This is a genomic window from Kutzneria sp. CA-103260, from assembly GCF_018263855.1.
In the GTDB taxonomy this organism is placed as follows: domain Bacteria; phylum Actinomycetota; class Actinomycetes; order Mycobacteriales; family Pseudonocardiaceae; genus Kutzneria.
Genome location: NZ_CP073318.1, coordinates 4,893,076 through 4,916,826, shown reverse-complemented (window position 1 = coordinate 4,916,826; position 23,751 = coordinate 4,893,076). Strand labels below are relative to the sequence as shown.

Annotated in this window: 22 protein-coding genes; 12 read left to right on the top strand and 10 right to left on the bottom strand. The window is 70.6% G+C overall.

Annotated elements, in window-relative coordinates:
• The first annotated feature begins 278 nt into the window (after positions 1-278).
• Positions 279-2,717, top strand: coding sequence for a protease pro-enzyme activation domain-containing protein (locus JJ691_RS21230; protein ID WP_211770466.1), 2,439 nt, complete (start codon positions 279-281; stop codon positions 2,715-2,717).
• Between the two features lie 99 nt (positions 2,718-2,816).
• Here the strand turns inward: JJ691_RS21230 and JJ691_RS21225 are convergent, their stop codons facing one another.
• The 3 genes from JJ691_RS21225 to JJ691_RS21215 are packed head-to-tail and all read right to left on the bottom strand — an operon-like array spanning position 2,817 to position 6,502.
• Complete coding sequence (locus JJ691_RS21225; RefSeq protein WP_211770465.1) at positions 2,817-3,353, bottom strand: TetR/AcrR family transcriptional regulator; 537 nt, start codon at positions 3,351-3,353, stop codon at positions 2,817-2,819.
• 52 nt (positions 3,354-3,405) lie between these two features.
• Complete coding sequence (locus tag JJ691_RS21220; RefSeq protein ID WP_211770464.1) at positions 3,406-5,316, bottom strand: acyl-CoA dehydrogenase family protein; 1,911 nt, start codon at positions 5,314-5,316, stop codon at positions 3,406-3,408.
• A gap of 52 nt (positions 5,317-5,368) precedes the next feature.
• Entirely contained in the window at positions 5,369-6,502 is a 1,134-nt protein-coding gene (locus tag JJ691_RS21215; protein ID WP_211770463.1) for a hypothetical protein, read from the bottom strand.
• A gap of 115 nt (positions 6,503-6,617) precedes the next feature.
• Here JJ691_RS21215 and cysC point away from each other — a divergent pair, with 115 nt between their 5' ends.
• Positions 6,618-7,154 carry an adenylyl-sulfate kinase gene (gene cysC / locus JJ691_RS21210; protein WP_211770462.1) on the top strand — a complete coding sequence of 179 codons (537 nt, stop codon included), beginning with the start codon at positions 6,618-6,620 and terminating at the stop codon, positions 7,152-7,154.
• Between the two features lie 4 nt (positions 7,155-7,158).
• On the opposite strand, the gene JJ691_RS21205 is transcribed toward cysC, so the two are convergent.
• The gene (locus JJ691_RS21205; RefSeq protein ID WP_211770461.1) at positions 7,159-7,668 is read right to left on the bottom strand and encodes an AAA family ATPase; all 510 of its coding nucleotides are present in this window, start codon (positions 7,666-7,668) and stop codon (positions 7,159-7,161) included.
• 78 nt (positions 7,669-7,746) lie between these two features.
• Between JJ691_RS21205 and JJ691_RS21200 the strand changes: the two genes are divergently transcribed.
• Complete coding sequence (locus JJ691_RS21200) at positions 7,747-8,121, top strand: DUF427 domain-containing protein (protein WP_211770460.1); 375 nt, start codon at positions 7,747-7,749, stop codon at positions 8,119-8,121.
• Positions 8,122-8,239: 118 nt separating this feature from the next.
• The gene (locus tag JJ691_RS21195) at positions 8,240-9,130 is read left to right on the top strand and encodes a TIGR03854 family LLM class F420-dependent oxidoreductase (RefSeq protein WP_442912748.1); all 891 of its coding nucleotides are present in this window, start codon (positions 8,240-8,242) and stop codon (positions 9,128-9,130) included.
• An 11-nt stretch (positions 9,131-9,141) separates the two neighbouring features.
• Here the strand turns inward: JJ691_RS21195 and JJ691_RS21190 are convergent, their stop codons facing one another.
• On the bottom strand, positions 9,142-10,284 hold the full coding sequence (locus tag JJ691_RS21190; protein ID WP_249228087.1) for a CaiB/BaiF CoA transferase family protein: 1,143 nt from the start codon (positions 10,282-10,284) through the stop codon (positions 9,142-9,144).
• A gap of 32 nt (positions 10,285-10,316) precedes the next feature.
• On the opposite strand from JJ691_RS21190, the gene JJ691_RS21185 reads away from it, so the two are divergent.
• The 4 genes from JJ691_RS21185 to JJ691_RS21170 all read left to right on the top strand — a co-directional run bounded on the left by JJ691_RS21185 (position 10,317) and on the right by JJ691_RS21170 (position 14,800).
• Positions 10,317-11,459 (top strand): FAD-dependent oxidoreductase, encoded by a 1,143-nt coding sequence (locus JJ691_RS21185; RefSeq protein ID WP_211770459.1) that lies wholly within the window; start codon positions 10,317-10,319, stop codon positions 11,457-11,459.
• Between the two features lie 17 nt (positions 11,460-11,476).
• Positions 11,477-11,806, top strand: coding sequence for a hypothetical protein (locus tag JJ691_RS21180; RefSeq protein WP_211770458.1), 330 nt, complete (start codon positions 11,477-11,479; stop codon positions 11,804-11,806).
• 91 nt (positions 11,807-11,897) lie between these two features.
• Complete coding sequence (locus JJ691_RS21175) at positions 11,898-14,309, top strand: ATP-binding protein (protein ID WP_211770457.1); 2,412 nt, start codon at positions 11,898-11,900, stop codon at positions 14,307-14,309.
• Positions 14,310-14,362: 53 nt separating this feature from the next.
• A complete protein-coding gene (locus JJ691_RS21170; protein ID WP_211770456.1) occupies positions 14,363-14,800 on the top strand; it encodes a sigma factor in 438 nt (145 codons plus the stop codon).
• Here JJ691_RS21170 and JJ691_RS21165 read toward each other — a convergent pair.
• Positions 14,762-15,133, bottom strand: a complete 372-nt coding sequence (locus tag JJ691_RS21165) for a YccF domain-containing protein (RefSeq protein WP_211770455.1) — start codon at positions 15,131-15,133, stop codon at positions 14,762-14,764. The two genes, JJ691_RS21170 and JJ691_RS21165, sit on opposite strands and share 39 nt — an antisense overlap.
• Positions 15,134-15,396: 263 nt before the next feature.
• Positions 15,397-15,771: a PH domain-containing protein gene (locus JJ691_RS21160; RefSeq protein ID WP_211770454.1), complete on the bottom strand. Its 375-nt coding sequence runs from the start codon at positions 15,769-15,771 to the stop codon at positions 15,397-15,399.
• Positions 15,772-15,837: 66 nt separating this feature from the next.
• On the opposite strand from JJ691_RS21160, the gene JJ691_RS21155 reads away from it, so the two are divergent.
• Both JJ691_RS21155 and JJ691_RS21150 read left to right on the top strand, forming a co-directional pair.
• A complete protein-coding gene (locus JJ691_RS21155) occupies positions 15,838-16,803 on the top strand; it encodes a CobW family GTP-binding protein (RefSeq protein WP_249228086.1) in 966 nt (321 codons plus the stop codon).
• A 53-nt stretch (positions 16,804-16,856) separates the two neighbouring features.
• Complete coding sequence (locus JJ691_RS21150) at positions 16,857-19,367, top strand: PEP/pyruvate-binding domain-containing protein (RefSeq protein ID WP_249228085.1); 2,511 nt, start codon at positions 16,857-16,859, stop codon at positions 19,365-19,367.
• Positions 19,368-19,381: 14 nt separating this feature from the next.
• Here JJ691_RS21150 and mug read toward each other — a convergent pair whose 3' ends face one another.
• Both mug and JJ691_RS21140 read right to left on the bottom strand, forming a co-directional pair.
• Positions 19,382-19,942: a G/U mismatch-specific DNA glycosylase gene (gene mug, locus JJ691_RS21145; RefSeq protein ID WP_211770452.1), complete on the bottom strand. Its 561-nt coding sequence runs from the start codon at positions 19,940-19,942 to the stop codon at positions 19,382-19,384.
• 9 nt (positions 19,943-19,951) lie between these two features.
• Positions 19,952-21,124 carry a glycoside hydrolase family 64 protein gene (locus JJ691_RS21140; RefSeq protein WP_211770451.1) on the bottom strand — a complete coding sequence of 391 codons (1,173 nt, stop codon included), beginning with the start codon at positions 21,122-21,124 and terminating at the stop codon, positions 19,952-19,954.
• Between the two features lie 175 nt (positions 21,125-21,299).
• Here JJ691_RS21140 and JJ691_RS21135 point away from each other — a divergent pair, with 175 nt between their 5' ends.
• A complete protein-coding gene (locus JJ691_RS21135) occupies positions 21,300-22,358 on the top strand; it encodes a glycosyl hydrolase family 18 protein (protein ID WP_211770450.1) in 1,059 nt (352 codons plus the stop codon).
• A 77-nt stretch (positions 22,359-22,435) separates the two neighbouring features.
• Here the strand turns inward: JJ691_RS21135 and JJ691_RS21130 are convergent, their stop codons facing one another.
• A complete protein-coding gene (locus tag JJ691_RS21130) occupies positions 22,436-22,954 on the bottom strand; it encodes a dihydrofolate reductase family protein (protein ID WP_211770449.1) in 519 nt (172 codons plus the stop codon).
• 101 nt (positions 22,955-23,055) lie between these two features.
• On the opposite strand from JJ691_RS21130, the gene JJ691_RS21125 reads away from it, so the two are divergent.
• Positions 23,056-23,721: a TetR/AcrR family transcriptional regulator gene (locus JJ691_RS21125; protein WP_211770448.1), complete on the top strand. Its 666-nt coding sequence runs from the start codon at positions 23,056-23,058 to the stop codon at positions 23,719-23,721.
• The last annotated feature ends 30 nt before the right edge of the window (positions 23,722-23,751 follow it).

Genomic DNA, 23,751 nt, shown 5'->3' with positions numbered 1-23,751 from the left:
CGTCGGTGTTGATGCCTGTTGACGCCCGCGATCCCACAGAATGGGCATTAGGCTGTTATTTTGTCCGTTTTGTCGGGCAATTCGTCACGGTATGTCGACCGGTGCTGTCACGTACGTGATCGCCGGGTCACGATATGACCAACGGTGATGGGCGATTCCATACGTTGGTAGGGAATCCATTCCCCGGCCCATCTTCGGCTGTTATTGTTCCGGCAACCCCCTCGCCGAGGGAAATAACCCCTGCCCATTTTTCATCTCCCTGTAGGGATGGAGCAATCGTGAAGCTGACCCGTCGCGCCTCGGTGGCGCTGCTGGTGGCCGCGCCGCTGGCGCTGGCGACCGGCGCCGGGTTCGCCGGCGCCGCGCCGTCGACCCCGCACACCACCCAGCTGGCCAACAGCGCCGCCCCCGGACTCGAGTTCGCGACAAGAACCGGCTCGGTGGCCGCCGACAGCCAGATGCAGGTCGCCGTCTCCCTGAACTACCGCGACGCCGCCGGCCTGGACGCCTTCCTGGCCCGGCTGAACAATCCCAGCTCGGCGGACTACCACCACTACCTGACTCCGGCGCAGTTCACCGCCCGGTTCGCGCCCACCCAGGCCCAGGTCGACCAGGTCAAGGCCTACCTGCAGGCCAAGGGCCTGACCGTCACCGACGTGGCGTCCAACCACATGCTGATCGACGCCAAGGGCCCGGCCAGCACGGTGCAGAGCGCCTTCGCCACCTCGGTGTCGAACTACCACGACAACAAGACGAACAAGGACTTCACCGCCAACGACACCGCCCCGTCGGTGGACGCCTCGGTGGCCGGCCTCATCGGCGGCATCTCCGGTCTGAACAACCACTACCAGATGCACAGCTACGCGCAGGCCCCCAAGGCCGGCTCGCCCAAGGTCGGCAGCGGCCCCGGCGGCGGCTACACCGCCCAGGAGCTGCGCTCCGCCTACGGCGTGGACAAGCTGGTCGGCGCGGGCACCGACGGCACCGGCCAGAGCATCGCGATGCTGGAGTTCTCGCACTTCACGCAGTCCAACATCAGCAAGTACGACACGCAGTACTCGACCGGCTCGCCCACCCCGACCGTGGTCAAGGTCGACGGCGGCGACGACGACACCGCCGGCGACGGCGTCACCGAGGTCGAGCTGGACATCGAGGTCGCGCACGCGATCGCGCCCAAGGCAGGAGTCGCGGTCTACGAGGCCCCGAACAGCGACCAGGGCGAGATCGACATGTGGAACAAGTTCGTCACCGACAAGGTGTCGGTGGTGTCCTCCAGCTGGGGCGCCTGCGAGCTCGACGACACGGCGTCCACCGAGACCGCCGTGGACAACGTGGCCAAGCAGGGCGCGGCCCAGGGGCAGACCTTCCTGTCCGCGGCCGGCGACTCCGGCGCCTACGACTGCTACCGCCACTCCGGCACGCAGTCGCCCAACGCCAACAACCTCGCGGTCGACTTCCCCGGCTCCGACCCGTACGTCACCAGCGTCGGCGGCACCAGCCTGACCGAGGGCAGCGGCGGCACGTACTCCGGTGAGACGGTGTGGAACGAGGGTTCCACCAAGTGGGCCGGCGGCGGCGGCGTCTCCAGCAAGTTCGCCCGCCCGTCCTGGCAGACCGGCCCCGGCGTGAGCACCAGCTCGCTGCGCCAGGTGCCCGACGTGTCGGCCAACGCGCAGAACTACTCCATCTACACCGTCGGCCAGTGGACCTACGTCGGCGGCACCAGCGCGGCCACCCCGTTCTGGGCGTCCGTGCTGACGCTGGCCAACCAGCAGGCCGTCGCGGCCGGCCACGCCAAGGTCGGCCAGGTCAACTCCACGCTGTACCAGCTGGGCTCGTCCAGCAACTACGGCACGCTGTTCCACGACATCACCAGCGGCGACAACCTGCACTACAGCGCGGCCGCCAACTTCGACGAGGCCAGCGGCTGGGGCTCGCCCAAGGCCGACGCCCTGGTGCCGAACCTGTCCGGCGGCGGCACCACCCAGCCGGGCGCCCCGGCGGTGACCAACCCGGGCAACCAGTCCAACCTGGTCGGTGACAGCGTCAGCATCACGGCCAAGGCCACCGGCGGCACCACGCCGTACACCTGGAGCGCGACCGGCCTGCCGACCGGCGTGTCCATCGCCTCGGGCACCGGCGTGATCAGCGGCAAGACCAGCACGGCCGGCACGTACAACGTGACCGTCACGGCGACCGACGCCGCCGGCAAGGCCGGCAGCGCCTCCTTCACCTGGACCGTCAGCACCACCGGCGGCTCCTGCTCCGGCCAGCAGCTGGGCAACCCCGGCTTCGAGACCGGCAGCGCCACCCCGTGGAGCACGACCAGCGGCGTGGTCAGCAACGCCTCGGCCGGCGAGGCCGCGCACTCCGGCAGCTACCTGGCCTGGCTCGACGGCTACGGCAGCACCCACACCGACACGCTGTCCCAGTCGGTGACCATCCCGGCCGGCTGCAAGGCCACGCTGAGCTTCTGGCTGCACATCGACACCGCGGAGACCACCACCACGACCCAGTACGACAAGCTGACCGTGAAGGCCGGCTCGACCACCCTGGGCACGTTCTCCAACCTGAACGCGGCCAGCGGCTACGCGCAGAAGTCCTTCGACGTCTCGGCCTTCGCCGGCCAGACGGTGACGATCACGTTCACCGGCGCCGAGGACTCGGGCCTGCAGACCTCGTTCGTCATCGACGACACCGCGGTCACCCTCAGCTGACCTGAGCAGTCAGTGCTTGGAAAGGACCATTCCTCTCGTTGGATGAGAGGAATGGTCCTTTCACAACGTTCAGGCCTGTACACGGGGGAGAGCCGCGTGTTACAGAGGAGGGTTGGCGGTGAGGTGGGTGAGGGCGGAAAGCGCCGTCGCCGCCGCATCGGGGTCCACGCCGTCGACCAGTTGCAGGCCGACGAGGGCGGCGCACAGCGCCTCGGCCAGGCCGGCGGCCTCGGGCCGGTCGGGCAGCAGCCGCTCCAGCGTCGTGCGGACCGGGGCCACCCACAGTCGCAGCGCGGCCGCCGTCGTCTCGGCCAGCTCCGGATTCCCCCGCGCCCCGGCCATCATCTGGGCCAGCACCCGCAGGATGCCCCGCGCCTGCTCGTCGGTGTGCAGCGCGAGCAGGTCGCCCAGGCTCTCCATGCCGGCCAGCCGCTGCTCCAACAGCGGCAGCCGGTCCCGGGTGACGGCCAGGCAGGCGGCCTTGACCAACTCGTGCACGCTGCCGAAGTGGTAGAAGACCAGCGCCTGGGTAACGCCCGCGGCGGCCGCGATGCTGCGCGCGGTGGTGCCGGCGATGCCGTGCTGACGGATCGTCTCGACCGTGCCGTCGATGAGACGCTGTCGCGTGTCGGGCATGGGATCACCGTAGGGGCAGCGTTCAGTCACCGAACCGCCCGGGTGCATCCGGTTATCGGTTGGTCGCCTGATCGTGCTGCCACTGGGCGTCCTGCCGCCCCGGCTCCTCGCGCAGGATCGCGGCGTCGAGGAAGCGCTCGGGAATGGCGAAGGCGTCCACCAGCGTGCGGGCATGCGGCCGGAGCTCAGCGCAGAGGGCGTTCACCGCGCCGTTCACGGCCTTGCCGCGACCGGTGGTCAGCCGGCCATGGACGAGGAACCAGGCCAGGTCGTCGTTGATGACGTGGAGCGCGTACAGCGAGCACACCCGGTCGAGCAGACGCTTGGCGTCGGGCTCGGCGCAGCGCTCGACGGCGTCGACAAACGCTTGCAGAACAACACGTTCGGTGTGCACCCGGCCGGCCCGCAGCACATGGTCCTGGGCGTTGTTGAAGACCTCGAACGGATCGGCGTCGCCCGAGGCGGCTCGCCGCAGCCGGCGGGCCAGGCCGTCGAGCACGTGGGCCTCCCGGTCCTCGAAGGCCCGCAGCTGCCAGGCGCGGTCGTGCAGGGCGTCGGCGTCGTCCCGGCCGATGCTGGGCAGCCGCTCGGTCACCATGCCGACGAACTGCTCGGCGACGAAGCGCGCGGTGGCCAGCGTGCCGAGATCCTCGAAGTGGCTGCGGTAGTTGGTCAGCAGCCCCTTCGCGACCAGTTGCAGCAGCACGGTGTTGTCGCCCTCGAACGTGGTGAACACGTCCGTGTCGGCCTTCAGCGTGGTGAGCAGGTTCTCGGCCAGGTAGCCGGCCCCGCCGCAGGCCTCGCGGCAGGTCTGGATGGCGGCGGTGGCGTGCCAAGTGGACAGTGCCTTGATGCCGGCGGCACGGGATTCCAGCTCACGCTGCCGGCGCTCGTCCGGCTCGGTGGCGCTCTGCAGCTCGTGCAGGGTTGCGGTGAGTTCCTCCTGCGCGAAGTGCAGGGCATAGGTCGTGGCCAGGGCCGGCAGCAGTTTCCGTTGGTGCGACTGGTAATCCAGCAGCACTACCTCGCGCGCGTCGTCGGGGCGGTTGAACTGGCGGCGCGTGTCGGCGTAGCGGACGGCGATGGTGAGCGCTCGCTTGGCCGCGCTGCCGGCGCTGCCGGCGACGCTGACCCGGCCGCGGATGAGCGTGCCCAACATGGTGAAGAAGCGCCGGTTGTCGCTGTCGATCGGGCTGCGGTACGTGCCGTCCGCGTCGACCTGCCCGTAGTGGTCGAGCAGGTTCTCGCGCGGCACCCGCACGTGGTCGAAGGCCAGCCGGCCGTTGTCCACGCCGTTCAGGCCGCCCTTGCGGCCACAGTCCTCAATGGACACACCAGGCAGCGCGGCGCCTTCGGCGTCCCGGATCGGCACCAGGAAGGCGTGCACACCCCGGCCGCGCCCGTCGGTGATCAGCTGGGCGAACACCACCGCCGCCCGGCCGTCGCGGGCCGCGTTGCCGATGTAGTCCTTGCGGGCCGACTGGTGCGGCGTGTGGATGACGAACGCGGCGCCGTCATAGGTGGCCGTGGTCCGCAGGTGCTGCACGTCCGAGCCGTGACCGGTCTCGGTCATGGCGAAACAGCCCGGCAGCGTGAGATCCATGATGTCGGCCAGGTAGCGCTCGTGGTGCCGGCGCGTGCCCAGCAGCTGCACCGCACCGCCGAACAGGCCCCACTGCACGCCGGCCTTCACCATCAGCGACAGGTCGCCGAAGCCGAGTGTTTCGAACGCGACCACCGAGCCGCCGATGTCGCCGCCACCACCGTATTCGCGGTCGAAGCCCAGTCGCGGGCCGTCAGTCTTGGCCAGCGCGTGCAGCTGGTCGAACACCAGCGTGCGGTGCTCGGCTGTGCTCAGGTCGCTGGCCTCGCGGTAGTCGACGCTGGCCAACTGCTCCCGGACCGTGCGCCGCAACTCGGCCCACCGCCCGTCCAGGATCTCGGTGATCGCACTCGGCTCCACGGGCCGAGCCTAGCCACGGACCGCGGCGGTCGCATGATCACTTGGCCCGCGGTCATCGGCGCCGGGCCCAGGACAGTTGGGCCTTGCCCTTCCAGTACAGCTCGCGCAGCGCCATCACCGGCGGGTGCTGCTCGCTGAACTCGCGGAGCAGGCGCTTGATCTGCTCGGTCGGCGTGTCGCGGTCCGGACTGGCCCGCATCTGGGCGACCAGGTCGGCGAGCGCGGTGACCGCGGTGTCGAGAAGTTCGGCGTCGGTGGGGCAGCCGGCGGGTTCGGGCCTCGCCGTCGGCAACAGATCGTCCAGGTCGCCGACGACGTCGTAGCCGGCGCGCTCGATCTCCGTGACGAAACGCTCGGCGCGAGCCCGGACCCAGGGCAGCTCGCCGGCCGGCAGGGCGACCTTTCCGTCGCCGTGACCGGCGAGGATCGTGTGCGCCAGATACTCCTTGACCACCGTGTCGTACTGCGGCCACGGCACGTCCCGTTCGACGGCGATGTTGACGCGGCGCAGCACCTCGGTCTGCGGTGCGCCAAGGGAGTGGTTGTCGTGGTCCACGGGGTGCGCGAACCGGTCCGGGGCGACGTTGAGTGTCGAAGCGTATCGATGCCACAAACCGGGGCCGGCCGCCGGGACAGTGACGACGTGGACCTGCTGCGGCGGCAGGGTTTCGCCCCAGGCGGCGAGGACGCGGGGGAGATCCTGGTAGCTCCAGAACAGATCGTGCAGCGGATTCGAGTCATCGGCGCGGATCGCCGCCAGGAACTCGCCGTAGGGTTCGACGCGACGGTTGCGGGTGTTCTCCTGCCACATCGAGGGAATCTGGCGGGCCAGGTCCCGGGCCGTGCAGATCACGTGCACCTCGGCGAAGTCCAGGCTGCGCAGGGCCCGCGTGATCTGGGTTTTCGTGGCGGTGGCCAGCAGTTCGCTGGAGATGACCGAATCGCCGGGCCAGCCGCGGATGTGCGCGACGAGACGGTCCCAGGCCTGGTCGGTCAGCGGGGAGGCCCAGTCCGGGTAGCGCTCGCGCTGCAGGTCGACGGCGGCGTGGAAGTGTGCGGAGTGGACGTAGCCGGGATAGAGCAGACCCTGTGCGGCGGCGGTGTCCCTGTTGTGCCAGAGCATGTTCTGGAGGTGTGTCGTGCCGGTCTTGGGCAGGCCGACGTGCAGGTGCACGCGAGGGGTCATGGCCGCGGAGCGTAGTTCGCGGGCCGCCGGATTGGCTGTTCGCACGCTGTGAGTTTTCTACGATTCGTTTAAGAAGCGGTGACCGGTCGCCCGGGCCGTGGCTACGGTGGCCGGCATGCAACACCGCAGTGGCGCGACAATCTGGTTCACCGGGCTGTCCGGAGCCGGCAAGTCCACCATCGCCCGCGCCGTCGAGTCCCTTGTGGACTGTCCGGCCGAGGTGCTCGACGGCGACGAGCTGCGCGCCACCATCTCCAGTGAGCTGGGATTTTCCGCCGAGGACCGGGATCGGCACGTGCTGCGGGTCGGCTACATCGCCGAACTGTTGGCCCGCAACGGGATCGTCGCCCTGGTGCCGGTCATCGCCCCGTACGCCCGCGCCCGGGACCGCGTGCGGCGGCGCCACGCCGACCGGGGCTCCACCTATCTGGAGGTTCACGTCGCCACGCCGCTGACCGTGTGCGCCCGCCGTGACCCGAAGGGACTGTACGGCAAGGCTTCCCGTGGTGAGCTGCGGGGCCTGACCGGTGTGGACGACCCCTACGAGCCGCCGACCGCCCCCGACCTGCGGCTGGACACCACCGTCATGGACGTGCCGACCGCCGCCGACCAGGTCGTGCGACTGCTGGCCGAGCACGGCCTGCTGCGGTGACGGATCACAGCCCGCCGATGATTCGACCGACCGCCTCGGCCGGGGTCAACCGGGTGGTGTCGACGATGGTCCCGGCGGCCCGCAGCCACGGAAGCGCCTGCTCGTACCGGGTCACGTGGTCCAGCCGCCACTGCTTGGCGCCGGCTTCCTCGTGATCGGACTCGATCCGGCGAACCAGCTCCTCCCGGTCGACGTGCAGCACGAAGTGGTGAACCTTGACGCCCTCGGCGGCGAGGCCGTCGAAGATCTCGCGGGCGAAGGACTCGGTCAGCACGGTCTGGGGGATGACCAGGGTGCCGCCGACGTGGTTGAGGACCTCCACCGCGGTGCGCACGGACAGGGCCCGCCAGGGCGGGTTGTCCTGGAAGTTGTCGACCGGCTCGGTGAGCACGTGCCGGAGCATGAAGCCCACGTACTCGGTGTCGAAGATCCGGGCCTGCGGCAGCTCCCGCACCAGCAGCCGGGCGGTGGTGGTCTTGCCCGCCCCGAAGGTCCCGTTCAACCAGACGATCATGTGTCACGGTAGCGCGGAACAATCGGCGGGGGCGGCGGCGTTGCACCTGGTACCCGACATGTCGAGGAGTTGACGCAGGTGAGCAAGCAGGTCCTCATCCCGAACGAGAAGCACCCGATCACGGTCAGCGCCGGCGGACAGCACGTGGTGGCGACGGTCGGCGGCCAGGTGATCGCGGACACCCGGGACGCGCTGACGCTGCAGGAGAGCACCTACCCGGCGGTGCAGTACATCCCGCGCAAGGACGTGGACTTCGGCCTGCTGGAGCGGTCGGACCACTCGACCTACTGCCCGTACAAGGGCGACGCCTCCTACTACAGCATCCGCGCGGGCGAGACCTCGGCGGACAACGCGGTCTGGACGTACGAGGCTCCTTACGACGCGGTGGGGGAGATCAAGGACTACGTGGCCTTCTACCCGAACGTGGTGGACGTGCAGGTCCGCGAGGACTGACTGCAGCCCCTCGACCGTGCCGCCGGCGAACAGGCCGGTGGCGCTGCCTGGCGTCATCGGCCGCCGGCGTCGACGAACTCCCGCGCCCACGGCCCGGTTCCTCTGGTAAGACCAAGGCATGGGCGTGCTGAAGGTGCGGTTGGGCGTTGGACTCGGGCCGGGCATGGGCGTGGCCGGCTTCCCGGACATGGTCGACGAGCTGGAGGCGGCCGGCGTCGACTCGCTGTGGCTGTCGGAGATCGTCTACGGCACGCAGGTGGAGCCGATGATCGGCATGGCCCACGCGCTGGCCCGAACCGAGAAGCTCAAGGTCGGCACCGGCGTCGCGGTGCTGCCCGGGCGGAATCCGGTGCTGGTGGCCAAGCAGCTGGCCACGCTGGCCGGCCTCGCGCCCAAGCGGGTGCTGCCGGTGTTCGGGCTACGTCCGGCGCGGCGCGACGAGTGGAACCTGTTCCCGGTGCCGGCGGGCCGCCGCGCCGCCGTCTTCGACGAGTCGCTGCTCCTGCTGCGGCGGCTGCTCACCGAGGACAACGTCAGCTTCGAGGGCGAGTTCTTCCAGCTCGACGGCGTTTCCCTGCCCGACCGCCCGGCCCGGCCGCTGGACATCTGGGTCGGCGGCAGCGCCCCGGCGGCGCTGCGCCGGGTCGGCCGGCTGGCCGACGGCTGGCTGGGCAGCTTCGTCACCCCGGAGCAGGCCAAGCTGCACGTCGAGACGATCAAGGCGGCGGCCGCCGAGGCCGGCCGCGAGGTCGAGGAGGACCACTACGGCCTCTCGCTCGCCGTCGCCCCCAACGGCCTGCCGCCCGAGCTGGCGCGCGCCGCCACCGAACGCGCCCCCGGCGTCGATCTCGACGACCTCGTGCCGACGAGCTGGGACCACGCCCGCCGCCTGATCGACCGCTACCTCGACGCCGGGCTGACGAAGTTCGTGCTCCGCCAGGCCGGACCGCTGCCGTGGTCGGAGTTCCTGGCCGAATTCCTGCCGCTGGCCCAGGCCCTGCACAATTAGACGCTGCACAACTAGAAACCCAGCCAGCGCAGGACTTCCTCGGTGTGCTGACCCAGCGCCGGCACCGCGCCCATCTCGGCTTCCCGGCCGCGGAAGGTGGCTGGCGGCAGCAGGGCCCGCACGTCGCCGCCGGGTGTGGACACGGTGCGCCAGCGGTCGCGTTCCCGGAGCTGGGGGTGGGCGGCGAACTCGGCGACGGTGCGCTGCTGGGCGAAGGCGATGCGCGCGGAGTCGAGGCGCGCCACCAACTCCGGGCCGGTGAGGCCGCCGAGGACGGAGTCGATGACGGCGTCCAGCTCCGCACGGTGAGCGAGGCGGGCGGAGTTGGAGTCGAACCGGGCGTCGGCGGCGACATGGGGCATGCGGAGCACGGTGGCGCAGAACGCCTGCCACTCCCGCTCGTTCTGGATGCCGAGCTGGATGACCGTGCCGTCACCGGCGCGATAGGCGCCGTAGGGGGCGATGGTGGCGTGGTGGACGCCGCTGCGTACCGGGGCGGCGCCGCCGTAGTTGGTGTAGTAGAAGGGAAATCCCATCCACTCGCCGAGGGCCTCCAGCATGGAGACCTCGACGGCGCTGCCCCGGCCGGTGCGCTCCCGGTCGTAGAGGGCGGTGAGAATGCCGCTGTAGGCGTACATTCCGGCGGCGATGTCGGCGGCGGCGATGCCGACCTTGGCCGGCGTCTCGGGCGAGCCGGTGATCGAGATGAGCCCGGCCTCGCTCTGGATGAGCAGGTCGTAGGCCTTGCGGTCACGGTAGGAGCCGTCCGGCCCGTAGCCCGAGATGTCGCAGGTGATCAGCCTCGGATGGGTCTCGGCCAGCGCGCCGAGGCCGAGCCGGGCGACGGCCCCGGGCGCGAGGTTCTGCACGAACACGTCGGCCCGGTCGACCAGCGCCCGCAGCACGTGGGTGTCTTCCTTCACGTCCAGTTCGATGCTTTCCTTGCCCCGGTTCAGCCACACGAAGTGGCTGGACTGCCCGTGCACGGCAGTGTCGTAGCCGCGCGCGAAATCGCCGACGCCGGGCCGCTCGATCTTGATGACGCGGGCCCCGAGATCGGCCAGCTGGCGGGTGGCGAACGGCGCGGCGACGGCCTGCTCCAAGGCCACGACGAGCACTCCGGACAGTGCTCCGGGCATTTGGGGTCCTGGCATCAGTACCTCCCTATTTTGGCAATAATGGACCCGTGACGCGAATTCTGATCATCGGCGGCGGCATCGCGGGCACCTCGGCGGCGCTGGCCGCGCACCGGGCCGGGTTCGACGTCGCGGTTTTCGAGGCCCACCCGGACAGCGGCGCCGACATCGGAGCGTTCCTCACCCTGGCCAGCAACGGCATGTTGGCCCTGGCTCAGCTGGACGCCGCCGAGGCGGTGGCCCGCGTCGGCTTCCCGCTGACCACCATGCGGGTCACCGCCCCCACCGGCGATGTGCTGGCCGTCACGCCGATCGGCGAGCAGGGTGACCCGCTCAAGCACTACCGGTGCATCGGCCGCGCCGAGCTGGGCGCGGCCCTGCGCGCCGAGGCGGCGCGGCGCGGCATCGAGATCGTGCACGGCAAGCGGCTGGCCGCGGTCGATGACGGCACCGTGACCTTCACCGACGGCAGCACGGCCACCGGTGACCTGATCGTCGGCGCGGACGGCCTGAACTCCACGGTCCGCGGGCTGATCGCCCCGACCAGCCCCCGCTACGCCGGGCAGCGCGTCTTCTACGGCTACACCAGCGACGCCAAGCCCGACCACGAGCCGGCCCGGATCGACATGGTCCGCGGCAGCAGCACGGCCATGGGCTACGCCGTGTCGCCGTCGGGGGAGGTGAACTGGTTCTGCCGGGTGCCGGAGCCGGAGCTGTCGGCCGCCGAGATCGCCGCCGGCTCGCCCGCCCGGTGGCGGGAGGCGCTGCTGCCCCTGGTCCGCCCGGACGCCACCCCGGCGGCGGACATCATCGCGGCCACCGCCGACCGACTCCTGGTCACCAACGCCTGCGACCTGCCCGAGGGCATGCCCTGGCGGGCCGGCCGGATGCTGCTGGTCGGCGACGCCGCCCACGCCGCCTCTCCGGCGACCGGCCAGGGTGCCTCGCTGGCCATCGAGGACGCCGTCGTGCTGGGCAAGGTCCTGCGCGACCTGGGCGTGACGGCCGAGGCCCTTGACGCGTACGAGACCCTGCGCCGCCCGCGCGTGGAGCAGAACATCGCCACCAGCGCCACGTTCACCGCCGCCCGGACACCCAGCCAGACGCCCCCGCGCGCCCGGCCCACGCCCTCCGAGGACGCGGCGCTCATGGCCCAGCTGGACTGGTCCCGGCCGATCACCGAGTCGCTCTGAGCCCCGGGTTCGCGCGGATGAGCTCGCTGGACGAGATGCGAACCGCGATGGACGTCCTGGTGCGCCGGCTGGCCCCGGGGCTGCCCGGATCGGACCTGGGGGAGGTGTTCGACCACCTCGTCTGGCTGACCGACGACAACGGCGTCGACCTGACCACGGTGTGCCTGGAGTGGCTGCGCGGCGACGATCTGCGCCGGGTGCAGGCCGCGCTGTCGGTGAGCGAGGTGTTCCTGTTCCACACCCGGTCGGAGCTGGCCGACAACCTGCTGCCGCTGGCCGAGCGCTGGCCCGAGCTGGCGGGCCGGGTGCGGGGGATTCTCGCGGCGTGGGACGACCAGCACGGCTAGGTATCTGGCGGTCGTACGGGTAGCTCCTGTGACCTGTCGGGATCGGCCACTACCCTGTTCCGTCTGCCCTCGGGGTAGGGTCGGGCACGGGGTGCGGGAGAGGAAGCTGGTGCGCTGCGAGACGTGTGGTGCCGAGCTGCCGCCGCGCGGTGACGGGCCGGGGCGGCCCGCCCGCTTCTGCTCGCGTGCCTGCCGTCAGCGTGCCTACCGCCAGCGCAGTGGCGAACAGCAGCCGGAGGCCGTGGCCGGCCAGCAGCCGATGGCGGTGCGCCTGCCGGCCAGCCGGGACGCCTTCATCGGCCGGGCCCAGGAGCTGGCCGACATCGGGGTGCTGCTGCGCCGCGCCCGCCTGGTGAGCCTGGTCGGCACCGGTGGCGCCGGCAAGACCCGGCTGGCCGCCGAGTACGCGGCCCGGGCGGTGGCGACCTATCCGGACGGCGTGTGGATCGTCGAGCTGGCCCCACTGACCAGCGATCACCTGCTGGCGCAGACGATCGCGTCCGCGCTGGGGGTGCGGGAGCAGGGCGACGAGGACACCGTGGACACGGTGATCGGCGCGCTGCAGGACAAGCGAGCGCTGCTCGTGATCGACAACTGCGAGCACCTGGTGGACGCGAGCGCGGCGCTGGCCGACGCCCTGCTCAGTGGCTGCCCGCAGCTGCGGGTGCTGGTCACCAGCCGGGAATCCCTTGACCTGCCTGGGGAAGCGGTGCTGAGGGTCGGTCACCTCACGCTGCCGGACGAGAGCGCTACGCTGCGATCAGACGCCGTGCAGCTGTTTGTCGAGCGGGCGAAGCTGCTGCGGCCGGATTTCGAGCTCACGGAGGCGAACCGCCCCGTCGTCGCGGAGATCTGCGTGCGGCTGGACGGCATGCCACTGGCCATCGAGTTGGCCGCGCGGTGGGTGCGGGTGTTGGCGGTCGAGGACATCCTGGCCCGCCTGGACGACCGGTTCGAGCTGTTGTCGCGCGGTCCGCGCACGGCCGCGACCCGGCACCGCGACCTGCGGGCCACCATCGAGTGGAGCTACGAGCTGCTCGACGACCAGGAACGGGCGGCGCTGCGTCGGCTTTCCGTGCTGTCGGGGGATTTCAGCCTGGACTCGGCCAGCGCGGTCTGCGGCCTGAGCCCCCAGCGCACCCTGCGGCTGCTGGCCGACCTGGACGCCAAGTCGCTGGTGGTGGCGGTGCCCGGGGTGGTGCAGCGGTTCCGGCAGTTGGAGTCGATCCGCCTGTACGCGCGGGAGAAGCTGGCCGAGGCCGGCGAGGTGGACAACACCACCGAGCGGCTGGTCGAGTGGCTGACCTCGCTGGCCGAGACCCACTACGTCGGCCAGATGCTGCACACGGTGGACGACAACCGGCCGAAGGTGCACGACGAGCGGGACAACCTGCTGCGGGCGGTGGAGTGGACCACGGCGCGCCGGGACGAGCGGCTGGCGGTGCTGGCTGCCGCCCTCGGCGGGGCTTGGCGCCGGCACGGGCACACCGTGCAGATCCGCAAGCTGCTGGAGGCGGCGCTGACGATCACGCCGGCCGACAACCGCTACCGGTGCCTGGCGTTGCAGGAGCTGGGCTGGTTCACCTACAACGCCGGGGATTTCCGGCGCACCAAGGAACTGGCCGACGAGGCGATGGCGCTGGAGGAGCCCCGTGGCCGGCCGGTGGTGCTGGCGCGCAACCTGACCCTGCTCACGGTGGTGCACCAGGCGTTGGGCGACCCGGCGGCGAGCGTGCGCAGCGCCGAGCGCTGTGCCGAGCTGTTGCGGCGGCAGGACCTGCCGCTCGACGCCGCCGTCGCGCTGCACAACCTCGGCTACGCCCTGATGTCGGCCGGGGACCTGGAGCGCGCGGCCGAGCTGATCGAGCAGAGCCTGCCGACCTACATCGAGCTCGCGGATCCGGTGAAGCGCATGGAAACCCTGCACTCGGCCGGCGCGCTCGCCCTGGAGCGCGGCGAGATCGAGCAGGCCGCGGACTACTTCCGGCGCAGCCTGGAGGCCTGTCCGGAGGCCGGGCTGCCGGCCGTGGACACGCTGGAGGGGCTGGCGGTGGTCGCCGCGCACACCGGCGAGCCCAAGCGGGCCCTGCTGCTGGGCACCGCGATGGCGACGCACCTGCGGAAATGGCGCCTGGGCCGGGAACCGTACTGGCAGCGGCACGTCGACACCGCGATGGCCACCGCCCGGGCGGCGCTGAGCGCGCAGGCGGCGCGGGAGGCCACCGAAGCCGGTGAGCGGATGACCCTGGTGCAGGCGATCGCCTACTCGCTACGGGAAACGGTGGCGGACCACGACGACTCGCCGCTGTCGCAGCGGGAGCTGGACGTGGCCATGCTGACCGCGGAGGGGCTGACCAACCGGGAGATCGCGGTCCGGCTGTCGATCTCCGAGCGGACCGTGGAGACGCATCTGCTGCACATCCGCACCAAGCTGGACCTGCGCACCCGGGCCCAGGTGGCGGCGTGGGCGGTCGAGCGGGGCCGGGTTTCGTCACGCCGCTGAGCGCTGTGGGTTTCCCCGATGTCCACGGCCGCCAGCTGGTCGAGACTTGAACCATGGCGAGGGGTGAGAAGGTCGTCCGGGCGTTGTACCAGCAGCACGGGGGTGCGTTGCTGGCTTACGCCATGCGGCTGACCGGCGGTCGTCGGGCCTGGGCGGAGGACGTGGTCACGCAGACCCTCGTCCGAGCCGCTCAGGCCCGTGACCTGGGTAAAGGTGTGCAGACCCGGCTGTGGCTGTTCCGCACCGTGCAGGACGTGGTGGGTGAAGGCACCGACAGCGTGGTGCCGGCCGAGCGTCGGCGCCAGCTCGCCGTGGCCGACGCGCTGTTCGCGTTGCCGCCCCGACACCGTGACGTTTTGGTCGCGCCAGGGGCCGGGGCGGCCGCGCCGAAGGCCGCCTTCGCCGCGCTGCACGCCTTCAAGGACGCCCTCGCGGCTCGTGGCGTGACGAAATCAGGTCTCGACGATCTCCTTGCCGAGCGGCAGCAGTGACACCGGGATCAGCTTGAAGTTGGCCACCCCGAGCGGGATGCCGATGATCGTGACGCAGAGCAGGAAGCCGGTGACCAGATGCCCCAGTGCCAGCCACCAGCCGGCCACGACCAGCCACACGAGGTTGCCCAGCACCGCGCCCGCGCCGGCGGTGGGCTTGTCGACCAGGGTCCGGCCGAACGGCCACAGCGCGTAGTTCGCCATCCGGAACGAGGCGATGCCGAACGGGATCGTGATGATCAGCACGCAGCAGATCAGGCCGGCGAAGGCGTAGCCCAGCGCCATCCAGAAGCCGCACAGCACCAGCCAGATCAGGTTCAGCAAGGTCTTCATGCCTCCATCCTGCCCGGCCGTGGCCGCCCGTGGCGCGGAGGTCGCCGAGGTCCAGGGTCATTTCAGGGTTGGCATCAGGGTCTGACCGACTCAGTGGGCGAGCAGCCGGCCGACAGACGTCCGGTAGCCGCGCAGAGCCAGACGCGGATCCTCGGTCTCGGCGTCCGTCCCCTCCCGCCACTGGTCCGCTGGCAGCCGCTTGCGCTGGCTGAAGGCTGAGGCCAGCCCCTGCGCCGGGCGGTGGCTTACCGTCCGTCAGGTGCTCAGAGCATGCACGAGGCGATCAGCTGGCTGATGCCGCGGACGTCGCTGCGGCCGCGGAACTCGAAGCGGACCCGGCCCAGGCCGCTGAACCACAGGTCCAGCTCGGCGTCGAGGTCGAAGTGGCCGGCCGTCTCCACCGAGAACGCCTGGATCTTGTTGTACGGCAGCGTGGTGAAGTCCTTCTTCTTGCCGGTCATGCCCTGCACGTTGACGGCGATCACCCGCTTGTTGGTGAACACCACGAAGTCCCGCACCGTCTTGAACGCGGCCCGCAGCTCCTCGCCGGGTATGATCAGCGGCCCGACGGTGTCGGCGATGTCCCGGGGATCGATCGGCGCGAGCTTGAGCAGTGCCGCCTTCTCGAAGTCAATCATGTACCGACTGTAACCACGACACCGGTTATCATGGACGGAAATCGGGACAAACGGGAAGGGGGCCCGGTGGACGCCGTCCCGGTGGTCGTGCTGGCCGGTTTTCTCGGCGCGGGCAAGACAACCCTGCTCAACCACCTGCTGCGGGCCAGCGGCGGCACCCGGATCGGGGTGGTGGTCAACGACTTCGGCGCGGTGAACATCGACGCGATGGCGGTGGCCGGCCAGGTCGACGCGATGGTGTCGCTGTCCAACGGCTGTGTGTGCTGCGTGACCGACGAGGGCGGCCTGGACGACGTGCTGGGCAAGCTGACCGGCGCGCGGGTGGACGTGATCGTGGTGGAGGCCAGCGGCATCGCCGAGCCGCAGGCGGTGGTCCAGCAGGTGCTGGCCAGCGCCGACCCGCGGGTCGGGTACGGCGGGCTGGTCGAGGTGGTGGACGCGGTCGAGTTCGCCGACACCCGGGCCCGGCATCCGGAGCTGGACAAGCACCTGCAGATCGCCGATCTGGTGGTGCTGAACAAGGTCGACCGGGTGGACGCCGCGGCGCTGGCCGAGGTGTTCGCGGTGGTGACGGAGCTGGCCGAGGGCGGGGCGATCGCCACCACCGAGCACGGGCGGCTGGATCCGGGGCTGCTGTTCGACCTGCGGGAGCGGCCCAAGCCGGCGCAGCTGTCGTTCGACGACCTGGAGGACCACTCGGAACACGTGCACGCGCACTACCAGAGTGTGGTGTTCACCAGCGACGAGCCGATGCATCCGGAGCGGCTGGTGGACTTCCTGAACGGCCGGCCGGACGGGGTGTTCCGGATCAAGGGGTTTGTCCATTTCGGACGGTTGGAGCGCTACGAGCTCCAGGTGGTCGGCGGCTACCTGCGCTTCCGGACCGCCCGATGGGGCAGGGGTGAGGCGCGGCGCACCAGCCTGGTGCTGATCGGCGTGGACATGAGCGGGCTGGACGACCAGTTGGCCGAGTGCGTCGGCGAGGGCGACGACCAGGCCATGTTCGCGGTGCACCGGCACACCGAGTCCTAGACCGTTATTCAACAGCTGTTGAGTTCCGTGTCATCCGGTCTTAACCTCGGTGTGTGCTGACCCTGGACTTCACCCACATCGACGCGGCCATGCTGGCTGTCGTCGGCGGCAAGGCGGCCAACCTGGGGGAGCTGACCGGGGCGGGCCTGCCGGTGCCGCCCGGCTTCTGCGTGACCACCGAGGCCTACCGGCGGGTGGCCGCCGGCGTGCCGCTCGACCGCGTGCGGGAAGTGTTGCTGGGCACGGAGATCCCGGCCGACATCGCCGACGAGATCCGCGCCGGGTACTTTGCGCTCGGCGCGGACGCCCCGGTCGCGGTGCGGTCGTCGGCGACGGCCGAGGACCTGCCGTTCGCCAGTTTCGCCGGCCAGCAGGACACGTACCTCAACGTCGTCGGCGCGGACGCGGTGCTGGACGCCGTGCGCCGGTGTTGGGCTTCGCTGTGGACGGACCGGGCCATCGCCTACCGGGACAGCAACGGCATCGATCACAGCACCGTCGAACTCGCGGTTGTCGTGCAGCTGATGGTGGACGCCGAGGTGGCGGGCGTGCTGTTCACCGCCAACCCGGTCACCGGCCGGCGGCGCGAGGCGGTGATCGACGCCAACGCCGGGCTGGGGGAGACGGTGGTGTCCGGCTCGGTCAACCCCGATCACTTCGTGGTCGACACCGCGACCGGCCGGATCACCCAGCAACGGTTGGGAGACAAGAAGATCGCCATCCGCGCGGTGGCCGGCGGCGGCACTCGGGAGGTAGCCGTCGACTCGGCCGAGGCGTGCCTGTCGGACGCGCAGATCCGCGAGCTGGCGGCGTTGGGGGACCGGGTCGAGCAGCACTACGGCAGCCCGCAGGACACGGAGTGGGCGATCGACGGCGACGGCCGGTTGTGGCTGACGCAGGCCCGGCCGATCACGACCCTGTTCCCGGTGCCCGACAGTCCGTCCAACGACGGCCGGGGCCGACGCGCGTATCTCTGCGGTTCCGTTGCGCAGGGCCTGTATCGGCCCATCACGCCGATGGGGCTGGCGTCGTTCCGGCTCATCGCCAGCGGCGGGCGGCGCATGTTCAGGCTGCCGGTGACCGATGCGCTGGCCGGGCCGGCGTTCTTCGCCGACGCCGGCCAACGGGTGTACGTCGACATGACGCCGGTGCTACGCAACCGCATCGGCCGGCTGGTCATTCCCCGTGTGCTGGACGTGATGGAGGCGCGGTCGGCCCACGCCATGCGGTCCCTGTTCGACGACCCCGACATGTCCCTGCGGTCCGGAACCGTGCGGGCCGCGGTGCGTATCCTCCGGCTGGCGCTGCACATGGGATTCCCGTTCCGCCTGGCCGAAGCCCTGCTCCGACCCGATGCCGCGGAACGGCGTCTGGACGGCATCGGTCGACGGATGGTGGCGGTGGCGACCCCGACCGGGCAGCCGGATTCCCGGGCCCGGCTGGAGCTGGTCATCCAGGCGCTGCCGGTGATTCCGACCATGCTGCCGAAGGCGCTTCCGGTGCCGCTGGCCGGATTCCTCGCGCTGGCCTTCGCCCGCCGGCTGTTGGGCAGCGGCGAGGGGCTGGAGACCGTCCTTCGTGGACTCCCACACAACGTCACCACCGAGATGGATCTGGAGCTGTGGCGGGTCGCGACCCGGCTCCGGGCCGACGGCATCGGCCCGGCCGACCTGTCCGTCGACCGGATTCCGCCTGCGCTGCAAAGGTTCCTGGACCGCTACGGCCATCGCGCCGTCGCCGAGATCGACCTGGGCATGCCCCGCTGGTCCGACGATCCGACCCACATTCTCGGCGTGCTGGCCAACTACCTTCGTCTGGACGATCCCGAGGCCGCGCCGGACGCCCAGTTCGCCCGGGGGCGCGACGAGGCCGAGGCGATGATCCAGTCGTTGTCCCGCAAGGCCGGCGCGCGTGGGCCGGTCGTTCGCTGGGCCCTGCGCCGGGTCCGTCGCCTGGCCGGCCTGCGCGAGAAGCCCAAGTACATCCTGATCGAGACCCTGGCCGAGATCCGCCGCCAACTCCAGCACGTGGGCGCCGAACTGACAGCCGCGCACCGCATCGACACCGCCGACGACGTGTTCTTCCTGACGTTGAAGGAATGTCGGGAAGCCCTGTCCGGCCAGGACTTCCGCGAGGTCGTCGCCGCCCGGCACGAGTCCTACGACCGGGAGCTGCGCCGCCGCAAGGTGCCCCAGATGCTGCTGTCCGACGGCACCGACCCGGAGGCCGTCGCCGCCCCACCGGCCGACGGCGCCATGATCGGAACCGCTGCCTCCACCGGCCGCGTCACCGGAGTTGCCCGGGTGGTGCTCGACCCCGTCGGCGCACACCTCGAACCCGGCGAGATTCTTGTTGCCCCGTCGACGGATCCGGGCTGGACGCCGTTGTTCCTCACCGCCGGCGGGCTGGTGATGGAGATGGGCGGGGCCAACTCGCACGGGGCGGTGGTGGCGCGGGAGTACGGAATTCCGGCGGTGGTGGGGGTTCCCGACGCCACGCACCGGATCGCGACGGGGGATGAGATCACGGTGGACGGGGCAGCGGGGACGGTTTCGGTGGAGTGAGAACGGACCCGGTGTCAGTCCCCGGCTTTCGGAACTCCCGCCGCTTCCCTCAGTTTCCCGAACTCCTCGGCCAGTTGCGGCAACTGGTAGTGCGCGTTGAGTCCGCTGGGATTGGGCAGCACCCACAGCCGGGTCTCGCCGATCGTCTCCGGCTGCGGCCCGACCACGGCCTTCGGTGACCCGAAAGCCGTGCGATAGGCCCCCATTCCCACCACGGCCAGGAATTCGGGCCGCCACTGCGTCACGAACTCCCGCAAACGCCTGCCCCCGGCGACGAACTCCAGCGGCGTGAGTTCGTCGGCCCGGGCGGTGGCGCGGGCGACCACGTTGGTGATGCCCAGACCGAGCCCCAGCAACAGTTTCTGCTCGGACGCGGCGAACAGCCGTGGGGTGAAGCCGGACAGGTGCAGCGCCGGCCAGAAGCGGTTGCCCGGGCGGGCGAAGTGGAAGCCGGTGGCCGCCGACCACAGCCCCGGATTGATGCCGCAGAACAGCACGCGGAGATCCGGCGCGATCAGGTCGTCGATGACGGTGCCGTGGGCGGCGGCCAGTTCCGCCTTGGTGGGGCGCTGCACCCGGTGAGCCTAGTTGAACGGGTCCAGGGTCATCGTGGCGCTGGCCGGGTTGCCGTCGTTGACCAGCGACTCGAAGTTGCCGACGTCGTCGAAGGCGAACGCGTAGGCCTTGCCGTCGGCCATCTGCGCGTGGATCAGGCGCGCGTACTGGTTGGTGACGGCGTCCTTGTAGAAGTCACCGGCGTTGTTGTCGGGCTGGTTGGCCGAGGTCAGCAGCGTCCCCCGGTTGTAGCCGGCGCACAGCGTCCGCGAGATCGGCCCGCGCACCAGGTCGTTGGGCGCGTCCAGCAGCTTGAAGCAGCCGAAGATGCTGGAGGCGTCCGGCTTCTGGAAGGACGTCACGACCTGGCCGGAGCCATTGGTGAAGTTCATCGTGTTGCCGGAGACCTTGCCGAAGTACTTGGTGTTGGGCTGGTCGGCGAACGGCGTCACGGTCAGCGTGGCTGAGCTGTACTTGCTCCACACGCGATTGACGTAGTCGTTCATGGCGCTCTCGGTCAGCGCCCCGGTCTCCACGCCGTGCCCGGGCGACAGGGCCCGCAGCACCGAGCCGTTGGGCGCGGTCTGGACCAGCCCGCCCCAGCCACCGGCCTGCGACTTGAGCCCGTTGAGCACGGCGTTGTAGCCGCCGGCCTTGAGCTTGCCCTCGGTCTTCGCGCCCACCCCCACGGAATAGGGCGCGGAGAACATGTCCACCTGGGTGCTGTTGATCCAGATCCCGGAGTCGTTGAGCGTGTACTCCGACCAGTTGAACAGGATGTTCCGGTTGGGATCGCTGGGGTTCTGCACGGCCGGCTGCACCAGGCCGCCGGTGGCCAGCTTGAACACCAGCTTCTGGCCGTAGGAGAAGTAGATCCGGCCGGAGAACTTGGGGATCTTGATGGTCACCGAGCCGCCGTTGCCGGGGCCGGCGATGGACGCGTCGGGCGCGTCGGTCGGCGGGTTGCCGCCGGCCGGCCAGGCGTGGAACGTGCCGTTGGCGTCGGCCCAACCCTGCTGGCCGGTGGCCAGATTGGTGCCCAGGTCGTAGAGGTAGACCGCGTCGCCGCGGCCCGAGTTGTTGGTGATCTTGAGCGGAATGGTGGCGGGCACCGCGGCCTGGGCCGGCGCGGCGGCGGTCAGCGCGGCCGCGGCGGTCGCCGCCGCGGCGAAGATCGTGCACAACTTCCTTGTCGTGCGCATACGTGAATTCCCCTCGTCGGGTGCAGGGTGGCGAGGCGGCCATGCTCTCTGGCAGGGGTGTGAGAGCGCTCTCATGGTTAACCGGACCGCCATCGGCTGTCAATGTCGGAACCGGTTCCGGGTTTGTTCGGTCAAAGGTCTGGACCTTCGGTACCGGTACCGGGAGGCTGTGGGGATGGTGATATCGAGACTGGCCGCGGCGGTGGCGCTGGCCGCGCTGGCCGCCACCGCCGTGCCCGGCAGCGCGGCGGCTGCCGGGCAAAGCGGTTCCGCGCACGGGCGGAGCATCCCCGAGCATGTGTTCGCCCCGTACTTCCAGACCTACATCCCGGGCGACCCGGCCGAGCAGGCGGCGGCGTCCGGCGCCCGCTACCTGACCATGGCCTTCCTGCAGACCCCGGCTCCCGGCTCCTGCGAGGCGACCTGGGACGGCGACCCCAACCGGCCGATCTCCCAGGCCCAGTACGGCGACTCCATCGCCAGGCTGCGGGCCATGGGCGGGGACGTGATCGCCTCCTACGGCGGCGGCGACGCCTCCGGCCACGGCACCGACATCGCCGACAGCTGCGCCGACGTCGACAAGATCGCCGCGAACTTCGAGAAGGTGATCACCACCTACGACATCACCCGCATCGACCTCGACGTCGAGGGGCCGATGCCGAAGAACCTGCCCGGGGTGGACCGTCGCAACAAGGCCATCGCGCAGGTCGAGAAGTGGGCGGCGGCCAACGGCCGGACCATCCAGTTCGACTACACCGTGCCGACCGACGTCGCCGGCATCACCCAGGACTCGAAGGACATGCTGGCCAACGCCGTGGCCAACGGCGCGGACATCCACATCGTCAACATCATGACCTTCGACTACTACGACAACAAGCCGCACGAGATGGCCGCCGACACCAAGACGGCCGCCAACTCACTGCTGGCCGAACTGCGCACCCTGCACCCCGGTGTGCCGGACTACAAGCTGTGGCAACAGGTCGGCGTCATCGAGATGGTCGGCCTCGACGACTACGGCTCCGGCGGCGAGACCGGTCCGCTGGAGATCTTCACCCCGCGCGACGCCGTCGACGTGACCGTCTGGTCGTGGCTGCACAACATCGGCTCGCTGTCCTTCTGGGCGCTGGGCCGCGACAACGGCACCTGCCCGGGCGAGCACTCCGACAAGTGCTCCGGCGTCCACCAGGCCCCGTGGCAGTTCACCCGCACCATGGCCACCTTCACCCACAACTGACCAGCGCTTGTCAAGGGCGGCGTGATGGGAAAGGACCATTCCTGACGTTGAACGAGAGGAATGGTCCTTTCCAAGCGTCAGGCCGGCGTGTAGATCAGCTCGACGGCGCCGTTGGGGTGCGGGCGCTGGCACTGGAGGTGGAGGGCCTGGGCGGTGTCGGCGAACAGCGGGATTCCCTTGCCCAGCAGCATCGGCAGCACCACCACGCCGAGCCGGTCGATCGCGCCGAGGTCGAGGAAGGCTCGGATGGCGCGGGCGCCGCCGAGCAGGTGCACGTCGCCCATCAGACCGGTGAACTGCAGGCGGCGTAACAGCTCGGCGGGGCTGGGGCACGGTCGCGCGCCGATGCCCTCGGGCAGCGGGCGGGAGGTGAGCACGTGGACGTCCTTGTCCCGCCAGGGCCAGTCGCCGGCCCATTTGGACAGTCCACGGTCGAAGGTGGCCCGGCCCATCACCACGGCCTCGCAGTGTTCGAGCACCTCGGCGATGCCGTGTGAGTGGCGCTCGTAGCCGGGCAGCGACTCCCAGGCGGCCACGCCGTCCGCGTCGGCGAGGAAGCCGTCCAGGCTCACGCCGACGTGGGTGCGGATCACCATGCGCGGACCCCTTCGTGTCGGTGTCCCCAGGACACGCAGGTGTCTACCAGACACTTCGGTGTACGGTAGACAGGCCTGGGGAGGACAGCAAGGGGTCAAAGGTGACGGAACGGCCCGAACTGCTTTGGGGCCTTGGGGATCAGGAGATCCGGCCACCGCTGACCGTGACCCGGGTCGCGGCTGCCGGCATCGCGCTGGCCGACGAGGTCGGTTTGGCCGCGGTGTCGATGCGGCAGGTGGCCGGGCGGCTCGGCGTCACGAAGATGGCGCTGTACCGGCACGTCGTCAGCAAGGCCGAGCTGGTCGCGGTGATGATCGAGATCGCCGTCGGCGCGCCGCCGGACCTGTCCACGACCCAGGGCTGGCGGCCGAAGCTGACCGAGTGGGCTGGCCTGATGCGCGAGACCTGGCAGCTGCACCCGTGGCTGCCGGCGGCCACGGTCGGGGAGCGGGCGATGGGCCCGCGCGAGATCGGCTGGACCGAGGCGGCGGTCGCCGCCCTGGCCGACACGGGCCTGAGCGGCGGCCAGCGGTTGGACGCCGTTTTCCTGCTCAGCGGCCACATCCGCAACACCCGGTCGACGGCCACCGCCGGCACGCAGCCATGGAACCGGGACAAGAGCCTGCGCCGCCAGATCGCCGACCACGGGGATCGGTTCCCGGCTCTGGTCGCCGCCACGGACGAAGCCCACGGGGACGACAGCAGCTGGGAGTTCGGGCTGGCCCGGATCTTCGACGGCCTGGCCCTGCTGATCGCCGCGTCGTGAGCCACAGTTCGGCGCTCCGGGTGGGCATGA